This window comes from Caulobacter sp. 05L422 (assembly GCF_056397765.1).
Map to the genome: position 1 here is coordinate 98,882 of NZ_JBFTOB010000025.1, position 23,502 is coordinate 122,383.

15 protein-coding genes and 1 pseudogene are annotated in these 23,502 nt (G+C 68.4%); 6 read left to right on the top strand and 10 right to left on the bottom strand.

Annotation, left to right across the window (positions count from 1 at the left end):
• Nucleotides 1-55 precede the first annotated feature (55 nt).
• From AC1DMQ_RS21715 to AC1DMQ_RS21725, 3 genes are all read left to right on the top strand, one after another.
• The gene (locus AC1DMQ_RS21715) at nucleotides 56-2,977 is read left to right on the top strand and encodes a TonB-dependent receptor (protein ID WP_477035617.1); all 2,922 of its coding nucleotides are present in this window, start codon (nucleotides 56-58) and stop codon (nucleotides 2,975-2,977) included.
• A gap of 75 nt (nucleotides 2,978-3,052) precedes the next feature.
• Nucleotides 3,053-3,574, top strand: a complete 522-nt coding sequence (locus AC1DMQ_RS21720) for an RNA polymerase sigma factor (protein WP_477035618.1) — start codon at nucleotides 3,053-3,055, stop codon at nucleotides 3,572-3,574.
• On the top strand, nucleotides 3,564-4,568 hold the full coding sequence (locus AC1DMQ_RS21725; RefSeq protein ID WP_477035619.1) for a FecR family protein: 1,005 nt from the start codon (nucleotides 3,564-3,566) through the stop codon (nucleotides 4,566-4,568). Before AC1DMQ_RS21720 ends, AC1DMQ_RS21725 begins: the two co-directional genes overlap by 11 nt.
• A 179-nt stretch (nucleotides 4,569-4,747) precedes the next feature.
• Here AC1DMQ_RS21725 and AC1DMQ_RS21730 read toward each other — a convergent pair whose 3' ends face one another.
• The 5 genes from AC1DMQ_RS21730 to AC1DMQ_RS21750 all read right to left on the bottom strand — a co-directional run bounded on the left by AC1DMQ_RS21730 (nucleotide 4,748) and on the right by AC1DMQ_RS21750 (nucleotide 14,581).
• On the bottom strand, nucleotides 4,748-5,263 hold the full coding sequence (locus tag AC1DMQ_RS21730; protein WP_477035620.1) for a hypothetical protein: 516 nt from the start codon (nucleotides 5,261-5,263) through the stop codon (nucleotides 4,748-4,750).
• Complete coding sequence (locus AC1DMQ_RS21735; RefSeq protein ID WP_477035621.1) at nucleotides 5,260-6,831, bottom strand: TolC family outer membrane protein; 1,572 nt, start codon at nucleotides 6,829-6,831, stop codon at nucleotides 5,260-5,262. The genes AC1DMQ_RS21730 and AC1DMQ_RS21735 overlap by 4 nt, the downstream gene beginning before the upstream one ends.
• A complete protein-coding gene (locus tag AC1DMQ_RS21740) occupies nucleotides 6,828-7,412 on the bottom strand; it encodes a hypothetical protein (protein ID WP_477035622.1) in 585 nt (194 codons plus the stop codon). The genes AC1DMQ_RS21735 and AC1DMQ_RS21740 overlap by 4 nt, the downstream gene beginning before the upstream one ends.
• 10 nt (nucleotides 7,413-7,422) lie before the next feature.
• Nucleotides 7,423-7,875 (bottom strand): toxin-activating lysine-acyltransferase, encoded by a 453-nt coding sequence (locus AC1DMQ_RS21745; RefSeq protein ID WP_477035623.1) that lies wholly within the window; start codon nucleotides 7,873-7,875, stop codon nucleotides 7,423-7,425.
• A gap of 100 nt (nucleotides 7,876-7,975) precedes the next feature.
• Nucleotides 7,976-14,581 (bottom strand): FG-GAP-like repeat-containing protein, encoded by a 6,606-nt coding sequence (locus AC1DMQ_RS21750; protein ID WP_477035624.1) that lies wholly within the window; start codon nucleotides 14,579-14,581, stop codon nucleotides 7,976-7,978.
• Between the two features lie 396 nt (nucleotides 14,582-14,977).
• Here AC1DMQ_RS21750 and AC1DMQ_RS21755 point away from each other — a divergent pair, with 396 nt between their 5' ends.
• Entirely contained in the window at nucleotides 14,978-15,118 is a 141-nt protein-coding gene (locus AC1DMQ_RS21755) for a hypothetical protein (RefSeq protein ID WP_477035625.1), read from the top strand.
• Between the two features lie 898 nt (nucleotides 15,119-16,016).
• Here the strand turns inward: AC1DMQ_RS21755 and AC1DMQ_RS21760 are convergent.
• The gene (locus AC1DMQ_RS21760) at nucleotides 16,017-16,364 is read right to left on the bottom strand and encodes a hypothetical protein (RefSeq protein WP_477035626.1); all 348 of its coding nucleotides are present in this window, start codon (nucleotides 16,362-16,364) and stop codon (nucleotides 16,017-16,019) included.
• Between the two features lie 383 nt (nucleotides 16,365-16,747).
• Here AC1DMQ_RS21760 and AC1DMQ_RS21765 point away from each other — a divergent pair, with 383 nt between their 5' ends.
• Together AC1DMQ_RS21765 and AC1DMQ_RS21770 are read left to right on the top strand one after the other, a co-directional pair.
• The gene (locus AC1DMQ_RS21765; protein ID WP_477035627.1) at nucleotides 16,748-18,673 is read left to right on the top strand and encodes a hybrid sensor histidine kinase/response regulator; all 1,926 of its coding nucleotides are present in this window, start codon (nucleotides 16,748-16,750) and stop codon (nucleotides 18,671-18,673) included.
• 94 nt (nucleotides 18,674-18,767) lie between these two features.
• Complete coding sequence (locus AC1DMQ_RS21770) at nucleotides 18,768-20,558, top strand: hypothetical protein (protein ID WP_477035628.1); 1,791 nt, start codon at nucleotides 18,768-18,770, stop codon at nucleotides 20,556-20,558.
• A gap of 28 nt (nucleotides 20,559-20,586) precedes the next feature.
• Here AC1DMQ_RS21770 and AC1DMQ_RS21775 read toward each other — a convergent pair whose 3' ends face one another.
• From AC1DMQ_RS21775 to AC1DMQ_RS21790, 4 genes and pseudogenes are all read right to left on the bottom strand, one after another.
• Complete coding sequence (locus AC1DMQ_RS21775) at nucleotides 20,587-21,702, bottom strand: protein-glutamate methylesterase/protein-glutamine glutaminase (RefSeq protein ID WP_477035629.1); 1,116 nt, start codon at nucleotides 21,700-21,702, stop codon at nucleotides 20,587-20,589.
• 5 nt (nucleotides 21,703-21,707) lie between these two features.
• Nucleotides 21,708-22,562 carry a CheR family methyltransferase gene (locus tag AC1DMQ_RS21780; RefSeq protein ID WP_477035630.1) on the bottom strand — a complete coding sequence of 285 codons (855 nt, stop codon included), beginning with the start codon at nucleotides 22,560-22,562 and terminating at the stop codon, nucleotides 21,708-21,710.
• A 29-nt stretch (nucleotides 22,563-22,591) separates the two neighbouring features.
• The gene (locus tag AC1DMQ_RS21785; RefSeq protein WP_477035631.1) at nucleotides 22,592-23,077 is read right to left on the bottom strand and encodes a chemotaxis protein CheW; all 486 of its coding nucleotides are present in this window, start codon (nucleotides 23,075-23,077) and stop codon (nucleotides 22,592-22,594) included.
• Nucleotides 23,077-23,502 (bottom strand): annotated as a pseudogene (locus AC1DMQ_RS21790) (methyl-accepting chemotaxis protein); the annotation flags it as partial. The gene AC1DMQ_RS21785 and the pseudogene AC1DMQ_RS21790, both read right to left, overlap by 1 nt.

Genomic DNA, 23,502 nt, shown 5'->3' on the forward strand with positions numbered 1-23,502 from the left:
TCGACTACGAAACATGGGGTGGCGAAAGGCGGTTTTGCTCACCCGGCCGTCGCTCTTGGCGCTGATCGCCGTCCCGCTTCTCACCGCCGCCGCGCACGCCGAGACCCGCCCCGCGCCCCGACGGTTCGACATCCGCCAGGGCGACCTGGCCAACGCCCTGCGAACCTTCTCCCAGCAGGCCGACGCGCCGGTGATGACCTTCGTCGACATCCGCGGCAAGCGCGGTCGCCGGGTCCTGGGCCTGCTGCCGCCGGAGAACGCCCTGGCCCTGCTGATCAGCGGCGAAGGCCTGCGGATGAAGTCGGTGGCCGGCGGCTACGTGCTGGGCGAGGCCGGCCCGTGGGAGGTCCACCCCGCGCCGGCCCCCGAGGCGCCCGTCGACGCCGGTCCGGTCGAGGTCGAGCAGGTCGTCGTCACCGGCTTTCGCGGCAGCCTGGTCCAGGCCCGCGACCTCAAGCGCCAGGCCCTGGGCGCGCAGGACGTCATCGTCGCCGAGGACATCGCCGCCTTTCCCGACCTGAACCTGGCGGAGTCCCTGCAGCGCATCCCGGGCGTGACCATCTCGCGCGACGCCGGCGAGGGCCGCCAGATCGCCCTGCGGGGCCTGGGACCCGACTTCACGCGCACCCAGCTGAACGGCATGGAGGTCTCGGCCTCGACGGCCTCGGGGTTCGACAATCGCGGCTCGGTCAGCCGCACGCGGGCCTTCGACTACAGCATCTTCGCCTCGGAGCTGTTCAACCGGGTGACCGTGCGCAAGGCCTATGCGGTCGACGAGGACGAAGGCGGCGTGGCCGGCACGGTGGAGCTGCACACCGCCAAGCCGTTCGACTACACGGGCTTCAAGGCCGCCCTGTCGGCCAAGGCCCTGGCCAACAGCGTCACCGACGGGGTGACGCCGCGCCTGGCGGGCCTGATTTCCGACCGCTGGGGCGATGTCGGCCTGCTGGTCTCGGCCGCCTACAGCGAGAGCGACGTCAACGAGTACGGCTATCGCAATTGGGGCTGGACGCCGGTCAACGTCGCGGCCGCCAATATCGGCCCCGGCGTCTCGGCGGCCGACCGCGACCGGTTGGCCAACGCCAAGGGCGCCGATCGCGTGCAGGCGCCTCAGGCCCAGACCTATTCCACCTGGTTCGATCATCGCGAGCGCCTGGGGATCACGCTGGCCCTGCAGTACCGCCCCAGCGCCGACACCAGCCTGGACGTCGACCTGCTCTACGGCCGGCTGAGCAACGACCGCGACGAGTTCTCCCTGGCCTCGGCCGGCAAGAACGGCCTGACCGGCGACGTGGTCGGGACCCAGCGGCTGAACAGCGTGGTCATTCGCGGCGGCGACATGGTCCAGGCCGCCTTCGACGGCGTCGACCTGCGCAGCGAGCACAAGCACTCGATCGACACCACGGTCTTCACCCAGGCCGCCGTCAACGGCCGCACGCGGCTGACCGACGCCCTGGAGGTCAGCGGCATGATCGGCCATTCGCGCTCGGACTTCGAAGGGCCGGTGTTCGACAAGGTCTTCCTGCAGGCCAGCAACAAGGCCTTTTCCTTCGACCTGCGCGGCCCGGGCCGAAACGGGGTCAACACCTACGGCTTCGACCCGACCGATCCGAACGCCTGGAGCCTGATGCGGGCCGACACCCGCGAGGACGAGATCATCAACGCCTTCACGACCGGCAAGCTGGACCTGCTCTATACGGCGGGACCGCGATCCACCTTGAAGGCCGGCGTCCAGTACAAGCTGTTCCGCAATGACGGCTATCAGCGCCGCAACCGGGTCGACTACGACGGAACGCCCATCCTGCCGGCCTCCATGAAGTTCGTCTCGGACCAGCGCTCGCTGATCCAGTACGTGGTCGGCGACGTCGACGCGGTCTACGTCCTGCTGGGCCAGAAGCGCGATCTGTCCGAGGCCGACGATCAGCCCGGCTCCGACTATTCGCTGACCGAGAAGACCGCCGCCGCCTATGTCCAGTACCAGTTCGACGGCGAGGTGGCCGGGCGGCGCCTGCGGGCCGACGCGGGCCTGCGCTACTACAACACGCGCCTGACCTCGGCCGGCATGGCCAGCAACGGCGTGACCCTGGCGCCGGCCCTGATCACCCACCGCTACGACGGCGTGTTGCCGGCCGCGAACCTGGCCTGGGACCTGGACGAGAACCTCGTCCTGCGCATAGGCGCCAATCGCGACATCAGCCGGCCCAACCTCTCGGACCTGCGGGCCGCGGCCAGCGTCGACGCCGCGCCGTTCGGCGGCACGATCACGGCCGGCAATCCCGACCTGCGGCCGTTCATGGCCAATTCGGTCGAGGCGTCGCTGGAGCTCTACCAAGGCCGCGTCGGCGCCCTGGCGATCAGCGTGTTCCACAAGACCATGGACTCGTTCATCACCTCCGAGGGCGAGACCGTGCCCTATGGCTCGACGGGCTATCCGCTGCAGTTCCTCAATCCGGGCCAGACCGGTTCGATCATGTACAACGTCGTCCGCCCGGTGAACGGCGATGGGGCCTCGATCCGGGGCGTCGAACTGGCCCTGCAGCGCGATTTCGACTTCCTGCCCGCCCCCTTCGACAAGTTCGGCTTCGTGGGCAACGTGACCTACGCCCACGGACGCTCGAGCGTGATCATCGACGGCAAGTCGATCCCGCTGGACCTGTTCCAACTGTCGCCCTGGACCTGGAACGCCACGCTCTACTACGAGAGCGCCCGGTGGGGCGCGCGGGTCTCCAGCGCCTATCGCGACACCTACCTCGACGGGGCCGGCGGCAACGGCAACGTCGGTACGGGCTTCCACGCCATGAACAACATCGACGCCGCCGCCCACTTCAACGCCGGGCGCGGCCTCAAGGTGGTGGTCGAGGGCCTGAACCTCACCGACCAGGCGATCGACCAGTTCACCGACATCGCCGCCGACCGCCTGCTGGCCCGCACCCGCAACGGCCGCACGGTCACCTTGGGCGTTTCCTATGAATTTTGACGCGCGCCTGTCCCCGATCGCCCTCCCCGCGCCTCTACGATCCTACGAGGCGGCGCACGGCCCGGTGGAAACGCGATGATCGACCCCCTGGCGGAGTTGAGACCCCATGAACGCAAGCTCCTTGGCTACATCGCCCGCCGCCACGGCGACCCGTCGCGGGCGGAGGACATCCTCCAGCAGACCCTGCTGATGGTGATCGAGCAGAGCCGCAAGCAGGACATCGTCCAGCCGTTGGCCTACGCCTATCGCGTGGCCGACTCCCTGATCTACGCCCAGGCCCGGCGCGACCGCCGCGAGGAAGGCCTGGGCGAGGCCGACTACGGCTGCGACCTGCCCCTGGCCGACGAGGTGCTGGAGCACAAGCAGCGGGTGGCGGTGTTCGAGGCCGCCCTGCGCCGTCTGTCGCCGATCCGCCGCGAGGTGTTCGTCCGCCGGCACGTGGACGGACAGTCGCGACAGAAGATCGCCGACGATCTCGATCTGAACCTGGAAACCGTGAAGAAGCATTTGGTCCGCGCCATGGCCGAACTGGCCGGGGTGATGGACGCAGCAAACGGCGACGCCGCCGACTGGAAGGGGGCGTCTCGTGAGCGCTAACGACAACGACCCGAGCGTGATGGAAGAGGCCGCCGACTGGATCGACCGGCTGGACGAGCTGTCCGACGCCGAGCGCCAGGCGCTGGCCGCCTGGCTGAACACCTCGCCCGACCACGCGGCGGCCTTCGCCGCGCTTCGCCACACCCTGCGCGACACGGCCTTGCTGGAGGCGGTGGACCGCTTGCGCGCCGAGCCGGGCGAGCCGACCGTCCTCGCCCCGCGCCGTCGCGTCGCTTCGGGCGGCTGGTCGCGCCTCGGCCTGATCGCCGCCGGCCTGGTGGTCCTGGTGGGCGGCGGCTTGCTGACCGCGCGCCTGACCGCCGAGCGCGTCGCGCCGCCGATCGAGCTGGCCACCGCCGTGGGCGAGCGGGCCGACCACGTGCTCAGCGACGCCTCGACCGTCCGCCTCAACGCCGACAGCCACGCCAGCGTCGCCTACAGCCGCGCCGCCCGCGACATCTATCTGCGCCGGGGCGACGCGGTGTTCGAGGTCGCCAAGAATCCCCGCCGTCCGTTCAACGTGATGGCCGGCGACGCCAAGGTGACGGCGGTCGGCACGGTGTTCGAGGTCGACAAGGTCGACGACGCCGTCGAGGTCCGGGTGTTCGAAGGCGTCGTCCGGGTGTCGCAAGGCTCGGCCCCGCCCCGCGTGCTGCGCCAGGGCGAATGGCTGCTGCTGGCGGCCGACCACACGTCCAGCCGTGGCCGCCTTGGGGCCGACAGCTACGACGCCTGGCGCGACGACTGGCTCGAAGCCGAGAGCATGCCGCTGAAATACGTGGTGGCCCGGCTCAACCGCTACAGCCCCCAGGCCCTGACCTTGCGCGACGCCCGGGTCGGCGAGCTCCGGGTCACCGGCCGGTTCAAGCTGGACCGGCCCGCCGAAGCCCTGGCGATGATCACGGCCCTCCTCGACCTCAAGGTCGAAAAGGCCGGCCCCCGCACCTACCTCGGCTCGCCGCCCTCACCGGCTCGATCCGAACGGCGGACCTAGCCGGCCCAGACGTGTCCAGCCAGTTGATGCGTCTCGCGGTCTGGGTCGGCGGCCGTAAGGCGTGCGAAGCGTGGCGCGAAGCTCAAGCCTCGCCGATCTCGCCCGCGCGCAACGAGCCGCGAGCGTCGCCGCCCCCGTTGAACCAGGCCATGCCTGAAAACAGGGCGGTTCGCGGCGGATCAGTTTCCGGATTTCGCCTTTGCCCACAGGACCCTGAACCGCGCGAGCGTTTCGGGCCCCGCGCAGGCGTCGACCCCGGCCTGGCTGTCGTCGCCGCGCGCCAGGACGGCGGCGCACTGGTCGATCCGCATGGCCTGGACGGCGCCCAGTTCGTAGCGCGGGGTATAGATGGTCGCCACGCGGCCCGGCTTGCCGTGCAGGCCGGCGATGTAGGTGGTGATCGGCGTCGAGCCTCGGGCGGCCAGCGCCCGGCGGCGCAAGCGCTCCGCCTGATCCGGATCACGGGCCGCGCCGCGAACGCCGTAGGCGTGAAGCACCGACAGGGCGTACTGGGCGCCGGCCCGCCCCGCGTCGGCCTGGCTCCGCAGGTCTTCGACGGGCTCGGTCAGGGCGGTCTCCAGCACGCCGAGGTCGGCGGGCGCGGTCTCCCGCACTGTGACGCAAGCCCCCAGACCGACGCAGAGGCCCATCAGCGCCACCCCGCGAACGGCCGTGAGCAGAGCGCGCCTCGTCATCTCTCGTAGCCTACGGTTCCGGGTATGGGCGTCGATCGGCTGTGTTCGCCGAGGGGGCGGTCGGCTTCCGGCTCCGCTCGCCCCTCGACCAGGGTCGGCGGTCGCGACGGCGTGGCGGGTTGTTCCAGGCGCATGGGCGCGGCTTTCGCTTCGAAGCTGCGGTCCATGGCCGCGATCAAACCTTCCCAGGGCACGGCGCCGTCCGATTTCACGGCCCGCAGGTGGGACGAGGGATCATAGAGCGGCGCGCCCCGGGCCAGGGCGCGGACCTCCAGGCGGCCGATCTGCCGCAGCAGGGCCGCCTCGGCGACATAGGCATCGCGACGCGACCCCAGCAGGGCCAGTTGCGCCTCGCGCAGGTTCTGCTCGGCGACCAGGACGTCGAGCGTCGAGCGCTGGCCGACCCGAAACTCCTCGCTCATGCCGTCGAAGGCCGTCTGGGCCGCGGCGATCTGAGCCAGCTGGACCTTGATGTTGGCGTGGGCGGCGGCGGCTTGGTTCCAGGCCGAGAGCACGTTCTGGATCACCTGGCGCCGGGCGGCCTCGATGCGCAGCCGGTCGGCCCCGTTGCGGTTCAGCGCCTCGTGATAGCTGGCCTGATAAGCCCCGCCCGCATAGAGCGGCTTGGTGATGGAGATCGACGCCGTCCAGGCGACATCCTGGTCCTGCGCGTAGAAGGGCGCGAGCTCGCCCGTCGTGCCGTAGCTGGTGCGCGCCGAAACCGCGACGCGGCCGGCTCCCTTGGCCAGGTCGGCCTGACGACGGCTTTGCTGCTCGGCGAGCATGGCCTGCGTCAGATCGGGATTGTCGGCCTGCGCCAAGTCGAAGACGGCTTCGAGATCGCCGGGCGGCAGAGGTAGTGGAGGCTCGGGTTCGAGTTCGCCGGGGTCCTCGCCGACCAGGGCGGCGTAGTTGGCCCGGCTGGCCTGGAACTGGACCTGGGCCAGGGCGATCTGGGCTCGGACCGCCTCCAGCTGCGCCTGGGCCTGGGCGACGTCGGTGCGGGTCACCTCCCCGGCCACCTGCCGCGCCCGGGTGATGTCCAGCTGACGCTCCAGGGCCGCGAGATTGGCGCGGCGAACCGCCAGGCTCTGCAGGTCGCGGCGCACGTCGGCATAGGCGGCGATGACCTGCAGCAGCAGGTCGCCCTCGGCGCCGCGCAGGGCCTCGCGGCCGGCGCGGATGCGCAAGGCCGCCAGGTCGACGGCGCCGCTCGCCTGCCCGCCGCTGTAGAGCGGCTGCTCGATCACGACCCGGGCCTGGCCCTGATTGCTTTCCAGGCGGCGGCCGGCCAGCGGGTCGGCGACCAGCCGCAGGGCCTGGGTGGCGTCGCCCGCCCGGTTGTCGGCGTAGTCGCCGGTGATCTGCAGTTCGGCGGAGGGCCTCAGACCGGCGTGGGCGCGGACATAGGCGTCGTCCAGCGCCCGCAGCTCATAGCGTTGGCTCTGCAGGGTGGGGTTCGACTGGTAGGCGCGAGCGATCGCCTCGACCAGGGTGTCGGCCCGGACAGGGCCGGCCAGGATCAGCAGGCCGGCCGCGGCCAGACCCCATCGACGTCGGCCGATCACCATGCGCGCACGAAGGACGCCGCGTCGGAACAGCCATTGACGCGCGCCGCCGCCAGGGCCTGTTCGAAGCCCTTCAGGTGGAACCGCTTGGGCGTATGGCCGCGATCGGCGCGGATCGTCACCGTCCGGGCGCCGGTCAGGATCTCTTGAGGGATCAGCACCACCCCGCCGGTCGGATTGGCCAGGCTGCCGCCCTCCAGCGACACGCGTCGGGCGATCAGGACCGGATAGTCGTCGCGCCACGGCCGGGGGGCGGCGTCGTCGACGCTGTACCAGGCCGTGGCGACGTCACGGTCGTCATCCAGGTGAAAGCCAAGGGCGCCGCTCGCATAGGAAATCCGCCCCTGCCCCAGGCCGGACGGCGAAAACAGCCGGCAGCGCGTTTGGCCGATGAACCCGTCATGCTCGATGCGCATGTCCCAGCCGGCCAGATGATAGGCCTTGGTCCGGACCTTGTAGCCGGCCCGACGGCGCATGCCTTCGGTGGGGATTTCGATGGAATGCGGCAGGGAGACATGCGGCGGGGAAAACGACGGCCAACCCAGGAGGGCCCCGGCCAGGGCGACGGAAACGAAAACCACGGACGCCCTTTCAGCCCTCGCCGGTCGGCGAAGGATAGACGCTGACCCGCCGCTGGCCGTCAGGGCCGACATTGTGGAACTTGAACGGCGCGCCGGCGAAGATGCTGGTCGACAGGTCCGCCAGGATCTCGTCGGCCGCGCCGAACGGGGCGACCAGTTCGATCAGCCACGGATTTTCGCCGCTCTTCCATTCGTCGGGACGAAGCTTGTGGGCGCCGCCCTCCAACCGCGCCTGGGTGTCGTCCGAGACGAACGCCCAGAAGGCCACCGCCGCGGGACTGTTGGGTCCGTTCCAGATCCGGAACTGCTCCAGCAGGATGGCCGGCATGGCGAACCATTCCAGATCGCCGATGAACAGCGACTTGTGAACCGGCGACTGGGTCATCAGCCAGGTGATCTCGCCCAGCACCTGCGACACCGTCTTCTGCGGCGCCGCCGCTTGTCCGTTGGCCCCGTCGGCCATGATCGTAACTCCAAGACTGGATCCGCCCGGCGCTTGGCCGGGCGGACGGAACAAAGAACGGGTCGTGGGACCCTAGTGCAAGCGTCCTAGCAGGATCGCGTCAGGACGCCATGGCCAGATTGCGGGTGGGGGACGTGGCTGTCTGGTCGGCGGCGCCGAGGACGGCCGAGGCCTGGGCCGCGTCGCGGTTCCAGATCGCCGCCGAGCCGCCGGCCTGGCCGCCGAACCCGGCCATGGCCTGGCGCAGCAGCATCTGCTGCTGCGCCGAGCCGCTCCCGCCCTGGTCCATGGCCGCCAGCAGGGCGCCCAGGGATCCGGCCCCGGCCAGGCCGCCGCCGGTCTCGCCGCGCCACCAGGCCTGGTCCTGGCCGATCGCCGAACCGACCATGGGCCCGGTGGAGACCACCCCGTCGAGCGGCTCGCTGGCCGCCACGCCGCCGAAGCCGCCAAGACCGCCGGCGCCGAAGTCCACGCCCAGTCCGTTGGCCGCCGCCGGGCCGCCGGCGGCGTTGGCCCCCGGCCCGCCRGCCRASACCCCYGCCCCGGCCTGGGCCAGGCCCTGGGCGAYCAGGTCCGCCCCGGCCTGRGCCCCGCGCGTCAGGGCGTTGTTCAGCGCCTGGCCCGAGGAGATCGCCTTCAGCCCGGCCAGGTTCTGCTGGCCCTCCATGCCGCTGGCCTGGCCCGACAGCCACGCCGCCCGCTGCRAGGCGTCCATCTTCTTCCAGCGCTTGGCGATCGCCGCGTCGACCTTGTCGTGGTCGGAGAAGTCCACCTGGGCGGCGGCCTTGACCTCGGCGTAGCTSGCCCCRAGCTTGTCCAGCAGGCCCTTCTTGGCCTTGATCCGCGAAGCCTTGGCCGCGGCCTTGGGRTCGTTGACCAACTGGCCCAGCGTCCCGTCCTCGTCGCGCGCGCCCCACTCGGCCTGGTACTCGCCGGCATAAAGGCCTTCCGAACCCAGCACCCGCCGCGCCAGGGCCACGTCGTAGCCCTCGCCCGTGCGTCCGTCGGCCCACACGAAGCTGATGGTGTTCTGCACGAAGCTGTCGGTGGTCATCTCGCGGGTGTAGCCGGTGGCGACCCCGCCCAGGTTGATGGCCTTGATCCCGGCCTCTTCCAGGGTGCGCAGCTCCTTGCTGGTCGAGCGGCCGTTCTGGTTGGCGTCGACGAACAGCAGGATCTTGCCGAAGTCCTTGTCGGCCTTGTCCAGCACCCCGTCGGCGTTGGTGTCCCAGGTGCGCAGGCCCTCCAGGTCGCTGGTCGCGCCCGGCTTGTCCTGCACGAACGAGATCTCCGACAGCGTGTTGATCGCCCCGTCGCCGTTGCGGTCGACCGCCAGGAAGCCGTCCGTGGGCCCCACCCAGCCGATCTTCGACAGCCCGCCCTGGGCGGTCTTGACCACCACGTTGGAGCTCTCCACCGCCGCCAGGTTCAGCCCGTCGCCGTCCAGGTCCAGGGCGATCGGGTAGTAGTTGCTGTAGTTCCAGTACTCCTGCACCGTCCAGGCGATGTCCAGCTTACGCAGGTCGATCGAGGTCCCGCCGGCGGTCACGTACTCCACGGTGTTCAAGAAGTCCGCCTGCTGCACGTCGTCCAGATAGGTGCGATAGAGCATCCCGCCGCCGGCGATCCTGATGCGGTCATTGACCTGACTGGCGGTCAGGGCGGCGTTGGTCGCGTCCTTGGCCCCGATATAAAGGTCGGCGCCCACCACCTGGTAGATCACGTCCTCGGCCGCCACCGTGGAGCCGAACACCAGGGTGTCCTCGCCGCCGACGTCGGTGATGGTGTCGACCCCGTCGCCCCGGTCGTAGGCGAACTGATCGTCGCCGCCGGAGGTGAAGATGGTGTCGTCGCCCAGGCCGCCGATGATGACGTTGCCCTTCTGCTCGCTCTGGCCGGCCGCGACGCCGCGGATCGTATCATTGCCGTTGAGGCCGATGATCAGATCGTAGTGCTGCCCGCTCAGGCCCGTCAGGATGTCGGCGCCGTCGGTGACGCCGCCGACCCCATAGTCGATGCTGCCGATGTCGAGTTGGCCGCCGCCGTTGAAATCGATCGTCTTGACGCGCGCGTTGGACGGATCGGCGAAGTTTCCGCCGACATAGGCCGACGCATTGCCGCCCCGCACCGTCACTTCCAGCTTGCCGCCCGAACCGCCCAGGGTTCCGACGATCAGGTCCGAGACCTTGATGCCCTCCCCGAGCGACAGGACGTTCCAGCCCCCAGCGTCCTCGGTGATCGTGTCGGCCCCATCGCCTATACTCAGCACATAGGTGTCCGCGCCGGCTCCGCCCGACAGGCTGTCATTGCCCGCCCCGCCGATGAAGGTCTGGTCGCCGGCGCCGGCCGAAAGGCTGTCGCCGAACGCCGAGCCGACGACGCCTTCGATGCCGGAATAGGTCTGGTTGGCGGCCATCCCGCTGTAGCCGTAGCCGCTGATCGTCCCGGTCGGCGTATAGCCCCCCAAGTACAGCGAGACGCCCGAGGTCGCCTCCGAATAGTCGACGAAGTCCTTGCCCTCGCCGCCGTCCAGCGTGTCGACGCCCCCAGTCGCCACCAGCCAGTCGTCGCCGGCCAGACCCTTGAGGATGTTGGATCCGCCGTCGCCCTTCAGCTGATCTGCCAGCTTGGAGCCGGTCAGGTTCTCGACGCTGAGGTGGTCGCCCTCGGCGTCGCCGCCGAACGCTTCGCCCGCCGACAGGTCGACAAAGACGCCGGCTGACGAGCCCTCGTAGCTCGCGGTGTCCAGGCCGTCTTCGCCATAGAGCTGATCGGCCCCGGCCCCGCCCTCCAGGACGTCGTTGCCGGCGCGGCCATAGAGCACGTCGTCGCCGGCCAGCCCCTTGAGCACATTGGCGCCGGCGTCGGCCGAGATGACGTCCGCCAGGGCCGTGCCCGTGACGTTCTCGATCGACTTGACGCCCACATTGATCGCGTAGCCATAGCCCAGCGGGTAGAGCACGGTGTCATAGACGCCGACGTGCACCCAGCGCACGGAAGGATCGGCCATGTAGGGGCCCTGGGCGTCCCAGTTCGCCGGGTGATAGCTGGTGTCGACGGTCACGCCGGACTTGACGCGCTCGAAGCTGAGCGTGTCGGAACCGACCCCGCCGTCGAGGAAGCCGTAGTCGTCGCCCGACTGGACGATGAAGAGGTCGTCGCCGTCCTCGCCGAACGTGGCGCTCTCGTTGCCCATGCCGTCGACCAGCGTGTCGTTGCCCGCGCCGCCATAAAGTTGATCGGCGCCGTCGCCGCCGGACAGATAGTCGTCGCCGTCGCCGCCCCTGAGGATGTCGTTGCCCGCGCCGCCCAGCAGCACGTCGTTCTGCTCGCCGCCGTCGAGCGTGTCGTTGCCCGCGCCGCCGTCGAGCCAATCCCAGCCCTTGCGGCCGTTGAGCGTGTCGGCCCCGGCTCCACCGAGGAAGACGTCGTCGCCGCCGGACACCGTGATCGGCGTCTCGATGGTGATGACGTCGTAGTCCCAGCCGTTCCACTGGTACTGATAGGTGACCTCGATCTCGGCGTGATTGTCGTCGATCGTCACCGCGGCGGCGGCCGCATGCTGATCGATCAGATCGTTGCCCGAGGTCTGCGCGCCCGGCGCGACGGCGACGTAGCCGATGTCGGCCAGGCTATTGATCGCCACAGAACGCCCGTCGCTCGCCGCCGACGGCAGGATGGAGAACAGGCCTTCGGTCTCGATGGACGAACTCAGATAGACGCCGTCCGCGCCGACCGCGATCAGGTCGGCCTTGCCGTCTCCGTCGATGTCGCCGACCAGACGCGGCTGCGCGGACTGCGAGCCCCAGCCCTGTCCTGGCACGAAGGGCGTATTCAGGCTCTGGTAGGCGTCGAACGTGCCGTCGGCCCGGCCCGCCGATACGAAGACATAGTTCAGCCCGAAGCCTACGATGTCGGCGCGGCCGTCTCCGGTGACGTCCTCCAGGAAGCGCGGATAGGTGTCGAAGTTCGACCAGCCGCCCACGGCCGTGCCGAAACTGGCGAGCCCCAGGAACACGTTCCCAAAGGTTCCGTTCGCTTGACCCAAGGCCACATAGGCCCCGGAATCGGCGAAACCCACCAGGTCGGCCCGGCCGTCGCCGTTCACATCACCCAACATGCGCGGATTGATGTTTTGGCTCGCCCATCCCGAGGCCGGGTTGAACTGTGTTGACGCCATGATGGCGTTGCCAAACGTCCCATTAGCCTGCCCAAGCGAGACAACGACCATGGTTGAGCCGGCGCCGACTATGTCGGCGCGACCGTCGCCATTCACATCGCCGACGAGACGGGGATAGGCTTCCTGAGTGCTCCATCCGCCGGCCGCGACGCCATAGCCGAGACAGGCCTTGAACGCTGTCGCGAACGTGCCGTTGGCCTGGCCCAGGCCGACATAGACGCCGTCGCTGCCGAAGCCGACCAGGTCGGCCCGGCCATCGCCGTTCACGTCCGCCGCAGTTCGCGGATTGATGTTATTGCTGGTCCAACCGGTCGAAGTCAGGCTGCTCGTGGCGCTGATCGGCGCGCCCAGGGTCCCGTCGGCCTGGCCCAGCGCGACATAGACCTGGCCGCTGCCGCCGCCGATCATGTCCTGCCGGCCGTCGCCGTTGACGTCGGCCAGGAACCTCGGATTGGCCTCCTGGTTGCCCCAGCCGCCCGAGGCGGTCGCGGCCGCGAAGTAGGGACTGATCTTGGTGACGATGGGCGCGGCCGTCACCGAGGCGCCGGCTCCCGACGCGGTCATCCTGAGGTTCTCGAACGCAACGCCTCGCCCGGCCAAGTCGAAGCTGCCGAGGAAGCCCTGCAGGCCGCCGTAGAAGTCGGAGGCGCTCCACTTGTCCAGGCCCAGTTCGCTGACCCGCTGCAGGGTGATGATCCAGGGATTGGCCAGGGCCTGGTTTTCCAGGGCGCCCAGGATCTTGTCGATCGTGGCCTTGTTCGCCGTGTAGAAGCCGCCGTCCGAATTCCACACCGCGTTGGTCTGGACATGGGCTCCGTCGGCTCCGATGGCCACGAAGTCGGCCCGGCCATCGCCGGTGATGTCGCCGACCAGGCGCGGGCGGGTCGATTGGCCGCCGCCGTTGTCGGTGGCGTCGAAAGGCGTCTCGTAACGGACCGCGTTCGCGAAGGTCCCGTTGGTCTGGCCCAGGGCGACATAGACCCCGTCGCTGGCGAAGGCGACGATGTCGGCCCGGCCATCGGCGTTGGTGTCCCGCAGGAAGCGCGGATAGAGCTCGGCGTTGGCCCAGCCAGCGTTGGCGCCGAACTCCCAGGTGGCCCTGGCGGCGGAGGCGAAGGTACCGTTGGCCTGCCCCAAGGCGATAAAGGCGCCGTCGGTATAGAAGCCGACCAGGTCGGCGCGGCCGTCGCCATTGACGTCGGCGAGGTGGCGCGGACGGGTGTTCTGCGAGGTCCAGGTCGACTGCAGGAAGTCGGGCGAGGCGAAAATCCCCGTCGCGAAGGTGCCGTCCGACTGGCCCAGCGCCACGTAAATTCCGTTCCACCCGTTGCCGACCACGTCGGCGCGGCCGTCGCCGTTGACGTCGCCCACGAAGCGCGGAGCGGCGTCCTGGCTGGCCCAGCCGCCCGCCACGCTGGCGGCGCCGAAGTTGCCGCTGGCCTTGAACACGCCGCCAAATGTGCCATTGGCCTGGCCCAGGGCCACATATGTTCCGTCGCTGGCGAAGCCGACCAAGTCGGCGCGTCCGTCGCCGTTCACGTCGCCGGCCGTGCGCGGATAAAGCTCCGCGCTGTTCCAGGTCGAGGCCGGCGTGAAGTTGGACGTGGCCGCGATCGACGAGCCGAAATGGCCGTCGGCCTGGCCCAGCATGACATAGACCTGGGCGTTGGCCACCGCGATCAGGTCCTGGCGGCCGTCGCCGTTGACGTCGGCCAGGAAGCGCGGATTGCTGTCCTGGCTGACATAGCCGGCGTCCGTGCCGACGGCGCTCTCGACCGGGCCCTTGGGAAGCGGTCCCTGGGCGCCGAACCGGTCGATGGCGGCCTTGTTGGCGTTGTAGGTCACCAGCTCGGCCGCCGTCAGGGACGCGACTCCCTGGGCCCGAACCTTGTTGACCAACGCCTGCGTTCCACCGAAGTAGAACAGCTGCTCGACCTCTGTCAGGCTGGCGTAGGCGCCGGTGATGAAGCCGTTCACCAGGTCGCGGTTGTTGACGTAGAACCGGTAGTCGCCGGCGATCTGCAGGTCGCCGGTCAGTGAGGTCAGGTCGGCGGCCGGCGAGCGGGCGATGGCCCGTTTGGCGAAGATGTCGCCGCCGACGATCTTGGTGTTGCGGATCGCCGCGAGTGTTCCGAACTCGACGGCCTGATCGGCCGAGGCGAAGTTGGTCTGGACGCCGTTGATCTTCACATAGATCTGGTTGGCGGTGTGACCGTAGGCCTGGGTGGTGCCATAGCCGTTGAGGTTGGACACGTAGGCCGTGGTGTCGGTGTAGGCCACCATGGCGATCAGGCCGTTCAGCGTGTCGCGCGCCGTGGCCGCCATCGAGGTGACTAGGTCGCGGTTGCCGTTGTTGGTGACCGTTATCGCGCCCAGTTCGTAGCGGGCGTAGGGAAGCTGCAGCACCGTCTCGGCGCTGGCGGACGGGATTTTGGGCTTCTTCTTGCCGAACAGGTTACCGATCAACGCGCCGAGCACGAAGCCGACGAAAGCGCCAATGCCGGGAACGACGAAATTGCCCAGCATCGTTAGTTGATAAAGCCCGCCCTGTAGGGCGAGCTGAACCGCGGCGAAAGATCCCACGGCAGAACCGAGGGAGGAGAGCGCGACTCCAGCCTGTGTGGTTGGGCTGACGACCATCGCGCCGAGCTTAGCGCCCAGGAACGCCCCTACGGCGTTGGCCAATGCGACGCCCGTTGTTGGACCAGAGCCTGCTCCAGCGCCCGCGCCCTTACCCAACCCTTCGGTGACGAAGCCGTCCCATATTCGGCTCGGTCCCAACGCCGAGTTGAGCAGATTGCCAATAGCCCGCGAGGTAACCGTCGCCCCCACGGTCGTAAAAAGCTCAGCGCCGAATCCCTTCAACCCAAGCGTCTCGCCTAACTCCATCGAGAGCCAAGAACTGATTGAGCCGATAGCCGCTTGACCGGCGCGAATGGCGACATCACTCCCGAAGCTCTGCAAAGCGCCATCGACCGCGCCGGGAAGCGCCAATTCGGGCGGCACTACGCCATTCGTAATCGCCAGGCTGAGCCGTTCGCCCAGCTCTCCAAGCAGCGATGAGTAGACGATGCCCTTGCCGATATCACCATTCGCAAGGAAATTGCCCAGCGCAGAGCCCGCCATATCGGCCAGATTGCTAATGTATAAGTCTCGAGGAGAGGGCGGCCTAGGTTCAACGATAATGACGTTGGGGTCGGAAGTCGTATTGGATGGGACACCATAGGCCCCCTTCTTACCCCTAACCTCTTCCATCGCTCTAATCATTGATGGGAGATCTTCCCTAACAACCGCTCCTACGTACCCTTTCTTTCTAGCATAGGCTCCAGCACCACGACCAACGACCCAGTGGACATTTTTACTGTCTACAAACTCAACAATAACGCCACTGTTGTACCAATATTTCCCAACTACAGGCCAAATAAGATCCCTGTGCTGCTTTACATTATCCAATGCCCATTGATCGTTATTTACATATTTTATAGGATTGACGCCATGGCCCATTTCTTCCGCAAGAATTCCATCAAGCCAAGTCGTTTCGAGCCCCCCATAGCGACTGTCAATTTTATTCTTTTGCAATGTAATGACGACATCGTAGGCTCCAGATGGGTCCCTGGCGACACCCCCGCCATATCCACCAGGCAATGCCACATAATTTGCAGCAGCATTGCTATCTATACCATAATAATCCCATGACTTTGTAATTTGATTATAATACCACTCTACGGTGGCGCTATAATTTACAACAATAAGTATTCTTTGACCAGATTGCTTAGCTGTGGATAGCCATCGCCCGAAACCCGAGGTAGCCCCACCTCTGTTCAAGCGCGCCAACGACGCCATCACCGCGTTCGCGTCAGCAGAATTTGCAGCAACAACCACTGGAGGAGTGTATACTCCTGAAGGCGCGATGAGCGTAACACCATTAGGTATCGTAAATGGAGGCGTGTTCGGCATAATACTACCTCAGCTCAATGCATCTTTTGAATTTAGACCGGCGATACACACTAACATTGTGCGTGTATATTTCTTCGTACACCAGCCGAGCCTCACCTACATCCGTCGTCAAAAATTCAATTCTTACAGATTTCTTTATGACATTATCCGGACACGATAGAGGCTTAATACTCCAACCGCTGCGTTCGACGCTTGTTATCGGAACTGCAACATAGCGATCCTTATTTTTACTCAGAACTTCTTTTACCGAAGATCCATCTTTGAGGACCACGCTGACCGGCAACCCAACGCCGAAACCTGCCTGCTCTTCGCGCACACCACAGGCCATGAGGCCGATGGTTACGACGACCAACAGATACCTCCCCCTCACCGCTTCCTCCCCGCCTCGCTCATCGTCTTCGCTACCGGCAATCACGGAAAGCCAATCACCCGACGTTCCCCGTCACGGGCTCAACCCGAAGCACGCCTGCCAGCCGACAGCAAAGCTCGGCCCCCGTCAACCGTAAGTCGCACTCCTGACAGCTTGATCCGGGCTGGAGATACGAGCCCGCGCTTCCTCGTCGACGACGGCGCCCAGCGAGACCTGGACCACGGGCCCGGCGTGGCGAGCACCGCCATCTCCAAAGGCTCAGCGGCGCCGCTTAAGAGTCTTTTCAAGCAAGCATGAGCTTATGGTCCTCCCGGTCGCGATCCGTGAAATCGCGACCGGCAGTGATCCAGAGAGGCTCCCGAGCCGTGAACGGCCATCCCTCCAGCGCTGAGAGCGTCGGCTACGGCGCCCTCGATATCCTGGACGCCAGTCAGGACTGCGCCTGGATTCTGCGGATCGACGGCTCGATCGAGCACGCCAATCGCCGCGCCCAGGCGATGTTCCCCGCCGAGCAGGCCGATCTGGCGAACTGGCGGAAGATCTGGCCCGAGGAAAGCCGCTTCTCGCTGGACCGGTCGTTCAACGTCGCCGTGACCGGACAGGTGGCCCGCTTCCGCGCCTTCCTCGGTGCGGCCCAGCACGCCCGCGCCTATTGCGACACGACGATCTCGCCCATCCTCGACCGGGAGGGCCAGGTGATCCGCCTGCTGGCCACCGCCCGCGACGTGACCCAGACCGTCGAGACCCAGGGCTTCCTGAGGACGGTCGTCCAGCTTCTGCCCTCGCCCCTGACGGTCAAGAATGTCGAGGACGGCCGGTATGTGCTGATCAATCGCGCCGCGGAGGACGCCCTGGGCGTGGTCGCCGACGAGGCCGTCGGCCGGACGGCCGGCGAGGTGCTGGCGCCGTCGATCGCCGCCCATGCCGACGAGGTCGAGGCCAAGGTCCTGCGGACCGGCGAGATGCAGCTGTCCGAGGAGGCGCTGGGCGAGAGCGCCGACGGCGCGCCGCGCTACTTCACGACCAAGACCCTGGCGACCTATGACGACGTCGGGGCGCGCCATCTGATCACCCTGGCCGAGGACGTCACCGCCCGCAGGGCCGCGGCGGCCTCGCTGCGCGCCGCCCTCGACCAGGCCGAACAGGCCAGCCAGGCCAAGTCCGCCTTCCTGGCCAATATGAGCCACGAGATCCGCACGCCGCTGAACGGCATCGTCGCGGGCGCGGACCTGCTGGCCAAGGGCGCGCTGGATCCCCGGGCGCGGGAGCTGGTCGACATCATCCTCAGTTCGGGGCGCGGCCTCGAGCGCCTGCTGTCCGACGTCCTGGACCTGGTCCGCATCGAGGCCGGCCAGGTGGTGATCGAGACCGACGTCTTCCACCTGGGCGACATGGCCCGCTCGGTCGCGGCGCTGTGCGCCCTGCGCGCCGAGGAGAAGGGCGTCGTCCTGGAGGCCCGCGTCGACGCGGCGGTCGACACGATGGTGATCGGCGACGGCGCCCGGCTGCGCCAGGTGCTGACCAACCTGCTCAGCAACGCCGTGAAGTTCACCGACCACGGCCGCGTCACCCTGGAGGCGACCCTCGACGCCGACGGCCGGGCCCGGTTCCGCGTGTCCGACACCGGGATCGGCTTCGACAGCGTGGAGAAGGCCCGCATCTTCGACCGTTTCCAGCAGGCCGACGTCTCGTTCACCCGCCGGTTCGGCGGCGCGGGCCTGGGCCTGGCGATCTCGCGCGAGCTGGTCGAGCTGATGGGCGGGGCCCTGGAGTGCGACAGCGCGCCGGACCAGGGATCGACCTTCTGGTTCGCCCTGCCCCTGCCCGTCCATCGGGAGAGCCCGGTCGAAACCGTCGCCGACGCCGCGCCCGAGAGGCTCGACATCCCCCGCGTGCTGGTGGCCGACGATCATCCGACCAACCGCAAGATCGTCGAACTGATGCTGGCGGAGGTCGCAGAGATCTTCACCGCCGAGAACGGCCGCGAAGCCGTCGAGGTCTGCGCGACCGTGACGCCGGACCTGATCCTGATGGACATGCAGATGCCGGTGATGGACGGCCTGGACGCCGTTCGAGAAATCCGCGCGCGTGAGGCGGCGACGGGCGCGGCGCGCACGCCGATCATCATGCTGACCGCCAATGCCCGCCCCGAGCACATCCGCGCCAGCCGCGAGGCCGGGGCCGACCTGCACCTGGAGAAGCCGATCACCAGCGCCATGCTGTTCGCCGCCATCGGCCAGGCCTTCGAGAAGGCCCAGAGCACGCTGGAGACCGCGGCCGCCGAGGCCTGAGTCCGGCCCGGTTCCGGCAATTTAACGCCGATCTTTACCCCGCCTTCGCACATCCTCCGGCATAGTCGGGCAAGAGTAATCATCCGGCGATTTCATGGCCTTAGCGTCCTCCTCGGCGGCTTTCGCGACGACTTTCCAGGCTCCTTCGCAGGACCGGGGAGGCGCGCAGATCGGCGCGCGTCTCGAAACGGCCCGTCAGGTGGTGGAAACCCGCTTCCTCGAAGCCGGCGACGTCTTGTCGCGGGCCGTCGAGGGCGTCGGCTCGCTGATCGCCGCCCTGGACGCGATCCGCGCCAATCTCGACGCCGAGACGGTGGCGACCACCACCGGCGAACTGGTCCAGGCTGCCGAGACGCTGAAGTCGCTGCCCCGGAGCCTGGACGCCCGCCGCGACCGCGTCGGCGAACTGGTCAAGTTCAGCGACGGCCTGGCCGGCCGCATCGCCGAGATGCGCCAGCACCTGGCCTATCTCCGGGTCTTCGCGATCAACATCAAGATCACCTCCGGCGGCATCGCCGCGGCGGGTCCGGAGTTCGCCATCTTCGCCCAGGAGATCTACGACTGCATCGAGATGGGCGGCGCCCAGCTGGACGCCCTGAACAACGACCTGATGGGTCTGGACCAGACCCTGCGCGGGGCCCTGACGCATGAACAGCACTTGGCCAAGAGCTGCGCCGACCTGTTGCCGGCGGTGCCCGACGCCCTGACCGCCAGCGCGGCCGCCATCGCCGACCACCACGCCCGCATCGCCAGCGTCGCCGTCACCGTCGCCGCCCTGGCCCGCGACGTCCAGAAGAAGGTCGGCGGCGGCCTCGCGGCCCTGCAGGTCGGCGACAGCACCCGCCAGCGGATCGAACACGTCCAGGCCGGCCTGAAGTTCCTGGACGAGGCGAGCGAGGTCGCCGCCCTGGCCTCCGAGCCGCGCGAGCGCGCCCGCGCCTTCGTCCACCGCCTGCTGGGCGCCCAGCTGACCGCCATGGCCGAGGACTTCCACCGCGAGGTCGGCCGCATCAATCACAACGTGATCGGCATGGCCGCCGACGCGACCGAGCTGCTGCGCCTGCGCGACCTGGCCTCGGGCCAGGGCCCCGATCAGGGGGGGGGGACCGAGGCCAACTTCCTGCGCAATCTGGAAGGCAATGTCGGCCAGGCCCTGGGCCTGGTCGGCGCCATGACCGCCGGCGAGCGCGCCGCCGAAAGCGTCAGCCGCTCGGCCGCCGTCTCGGCCCGCGAGCTCACCGAACGCATCGCCGGCATCCAGAACATCCGCGCCGACGTGCAGATGATGGCGCTGAACACCACGCTGAAGTGCAGCCGCATCGGCGAGACCGGCAAGCCGCTGGGCGTCATCGCCGTCGAGCTGCGCGCCCACGCCATCCACCTGGAGAAGTCGGCCGCCCAGACCACCAGTTCGCTGGAAGGCCTGTTCGACGCCGCCGAGGCCCTGGGCCAGAGCGAAGCCGGCCGCGCGGGCGAGGACGGCAAGGCCGCCGCCGCCGCGACCGTGCTGAGCGGCGCCGTGGCGCGGATCGGCAAGGCCGGCGACGGGGTCGACAGCGCCCTGGACGCCGTGGCCCGCCAGGGCGCGGACGTCGTCGACCTGCTGCGCCGCGCCGCCGAGCGCAGCGACCTTCACACCCAGATCGGTTCGGTGCTTGACGCAGCCGCCAACCAGTTGCTGGACATGGCCGGCGACGACGAGATCTTCACCGACGACGTCGCCGGGCCCCTGCATCCGCTCCTGGCCCGGCTGGCCAAGCAGTACACCATGGCCCAGGAGCGCGAGGTCCATCGCGCCATGACCGAAGGTCTGGCCCAAGCGGCCGCGACCGAGGTCGAGGTCATCGCGCCGCCGATGGAAGACCTGGACGACGTGTTGTTCTGAACCCTCTCCCTCTGGGAGAGGGTGAAGCTTACCGGCTCGCCGCCCTCAGCACTTCGCCTGCCAGGTTCTGCAGCGGAACCACCCGGTCCACGCAGCCCAGCGCGATGGCTTCCTTGGGCATGCCGAACACCACCGAGGTGGCCTCGTCCTGCGCCAGGGTGAAGGCGCCGCCCTGCTTCATCTCGGCCATGCCGCGCGCGCCGTCGTCGCCCATGCCGGTCATGATCACGCCCACCGCGTTCGACCCCGCCGACCGCGTGGCGGACCGGAACAGGACGTCGACGGACGGCCGGTGGCGCGAGACCAGCGGGCCGTCCTTGACCGTGACGTAATAGCGGGCCCCGCTGCGCTCGAGCAGGGTGTGCTTGTTGCCCGGCGCGATCAGCACCCGGCCGCGGCGTACGGTGTCGCCGTCCTCGGCTTCCTTGACCTCGACGGCGCACAGGCCGTCCAGGCGCTTGGCGAACGAGGCGGTGAACTTCTCGGGCATGTGCTGGACGATGACCATGCCCGGCGAGTCCGGCGGCAGGCTTTCCAGCAGGACGCGCAGCGCCTCGGTCCCGCCGGTCGAGGCGCCGATGCAGACCACGCTCTCGGTGGTGCGCGCCATCGCCCTGGTCGCGCCCCCTTTTTGGATTGGCGGCGGCGGCAGCATGGCGTCGGCCGTCAGCTTCTTTTCCGGTTCGTGGGCCGGACGGGCGAACTGGGGGACCGGACGCTTGGACCCGGCCAGCTTGGCGCCGGCGGCGGCCTTCACCGCGTCGCAGATGCGGATCTTGGATTCCATAAGATGGTCGGCCACGCCCATCTTCGGCTTCAGGATGATGTCGACCGCGCCGGCTTCCAGCGCCTGCAGCAGGGTCTCCGACCCCGCCTCGGTCAGGGACGAGCACATCACCACCGGGATCGGCTTCTGGGCCATCAGCTTGCGCAGGAAGGTGATCCCGTCCATGCGCGGCATCTCGACGTCCAGGGTGATGACGTCGGGGATTTCCTCGGCGATGCGCTTGGCGGCCACGAACGGGTCGGACGCCACGCCCAGCACCTCGATCTGCGGATCGGACGCCAGCACGGCGGCCAGGGTCTGACGCACCGTGGCCGAGTCGTCGATAATCAGAACACGGATCTTTCGGCCCAGGGGCATGGCGGCTACCGCTTCTGGAAGACGGTGTTGGCGATCTGGACGACGGGAAGGTCGATGCCGACGATCGATTCCGAATGGCCCAGGAACAGATACCCGCCAGGCGCCAGATGGTTGCACAGGCGGTTCAGGACCTTGGCCTGGGTGGCCTTGTCGAAATAGATCAGGATGTTGCGGCAGAAGATGATGTCCAGGTCGGTGTCGACCGGATAGGCCTCATCCATCAGGTTCAGGCGGGCGAAGGCCAGCTTGGCGCGCAGGCGCGGGGTGATCCGGACCTGGCCGCTGCTGCGGTCCTTGGCCTTCATCACGTAGCTCTGGCGGCGCTCCATCGACACCGGCTCGATCATCTGCTCGCTGAAGACGCCGGCGACGGCCTGGTCCAGCACCTCGGTGCAGATGTCGGTGCACAGGATCGAGTAGTCGACGCCCCGCTGCCGGCCGCAGAACTCGTCCATCACCATGGCGATCGTGTAGGGCTCCGCGCCCGTCGAGCAGGCCGAGCTCCAGATCTTGATCTCGCGCCGGCCGGCGGCGGCCAGGGCCGCCAGGCCCTTCTTGGCCATGAACTCGAAATGGGCGGGTTCGCGGAAGAACTCGGTCTTGTTGGTGGTGACCGCGTCGATCAGGTGGATGACCTCGGCGGCCATCCCGTCGTCCTCGAACAGGTAGCGGCAGTAGTCGTTGACGTTGCCGATCCGCGTGGCGCGCATGCGGCGGCGCAGGCGGCCCTCCAGCATGGTGCGCTTGTTCGCGGGCATCTTGATGCCGCTGTAGCCGTGGATGAACTCGGCCAGGCGGCGGAAGTTCTTCTCGGTCAGCTGTTCGGTCGGCGACGGCGCCTGGAGGGTCTGGGTCGACACGAGGGTCCTTCCAGCTTCGGGCGTGAGCCCTAGGCGGCTTGAGCGATGGCGGCGACGTCCTGGCTGGTCAGCAGGCGCGGCAGGTCGAAGATGACCACGAAACCGCCCTTGCCGGCGGCGTTGTCCCGGCGCACCACGCCCTGGATGTAGTCCGAACGCCAGGGCACGCCGATGTCCGGCGCGGCCTCGATCTGATCGGCGGCCACGGTGATCACCTCGATCACCCGGTCGGCGACCAGGCCCAGGGACAGCACGCGATCGGCCAGCGGCACGTCCAGCACCAGGACCCGGGTGGCGCTGGTCGGCGCAACGCGCGGCAGGCCCAGCTTCAGCCGCAGGTCGAGGGTCGGGGTGCCCCGCCCCCGGACGTCGGTCAGGCCCAGCAGATAGGCCGGCCCCTCGGGAACGGCGAACGGCGCCTCGTAGTCGAGGATCTCGCGGACGAAGGCCACCGACACGGCGAAGACCTCGTCGCCGAGCGCCAGGGTGACGTAAGCGGTTTCAGGACCGGCCATCACGCATAGTCCCGGAAGTCGGCGTCTTGGGCGTCGGGGCCGCCGTTGGTCAGGTCCAGGGCGAAGCCGCTGGCCCGGGCCTGTTGGGCGGCCACGGTCGGACGAGCCGGAGCGGCGGCCTTGCGGGCGACGGGAGCCGGCGCCGCGCGGCGGACCGGAGCCCGGGCCGGCTTGCGCGCGGCGCTGCCCGTCGAGTCGGTGCGGAAGTAGGCGATCGAGGTCTGCAGCTCCTCGGCCTGGGCGGCCAGCTCCTCGGAGGTCGCCGACATCTCTTCCGAGGCGCTGGCGTTCTGCTGGGTGACCTTGTCCAGCTGCTGGATGGCCTCGTTGATCTGCGAGGCGCCGATGTCCTGCTCGCGGCAGGCGGCGCTGATCTCGGCGACCAGTTCGGCGGTCTTGCGGATGTTGGGCACCAGGCTGGTCAG

Excerpts from the sequence above, each read along its gene's own strand:
- AC1DMQ_RS21720 (WP_477035618.1), top strand. The coding sequence starts at position 3,053 with ATGATCGACCCCCTGGCGGAGTTGAGACCCCATGAACGCAAGCTCCTT.
- AC1DMQ_RS21730 (WP_477035620.1), bottom strand. The coding sequence starts at position 5,263 with ATGACGAGGCGCGCTCTGCTCACGGCCGTTCGCGGGGTGGCGCTGATG.
- AC1DMQ_RS21745 (WP_477035623.1), bottom strand. The coding sequence starts at position 7,875 with ATGGCCGACGGGGCCAACGGACAAGCGGCGGCGCCGCAGAAGACGGTG.
- AC1DMQ_RS21770 (WP_477035628.1), top strand. The coding sequence starts at position 18,768 with ATGGCCTTAGCGTCCTCCTCGGCGGCTTTCGCGACGACTTTCCAGGCT.
- AC1DMQ_RS21775 (WP_477035629.1), bottom strand. The coding sequence starts at position 21,702 with ATGCCCCTGGGCCGAAAGATCCGTGTTCTGATTATCGACGACTCGGCC.
- AC1DMQ_RS21785 (WP_477035631.1), bottom strand. The coding sequence starts at position 23,077 with ATGGCCGGTCCTGAAACCGCTTACGTCACCCTGGCGCTCGGCGACGAG.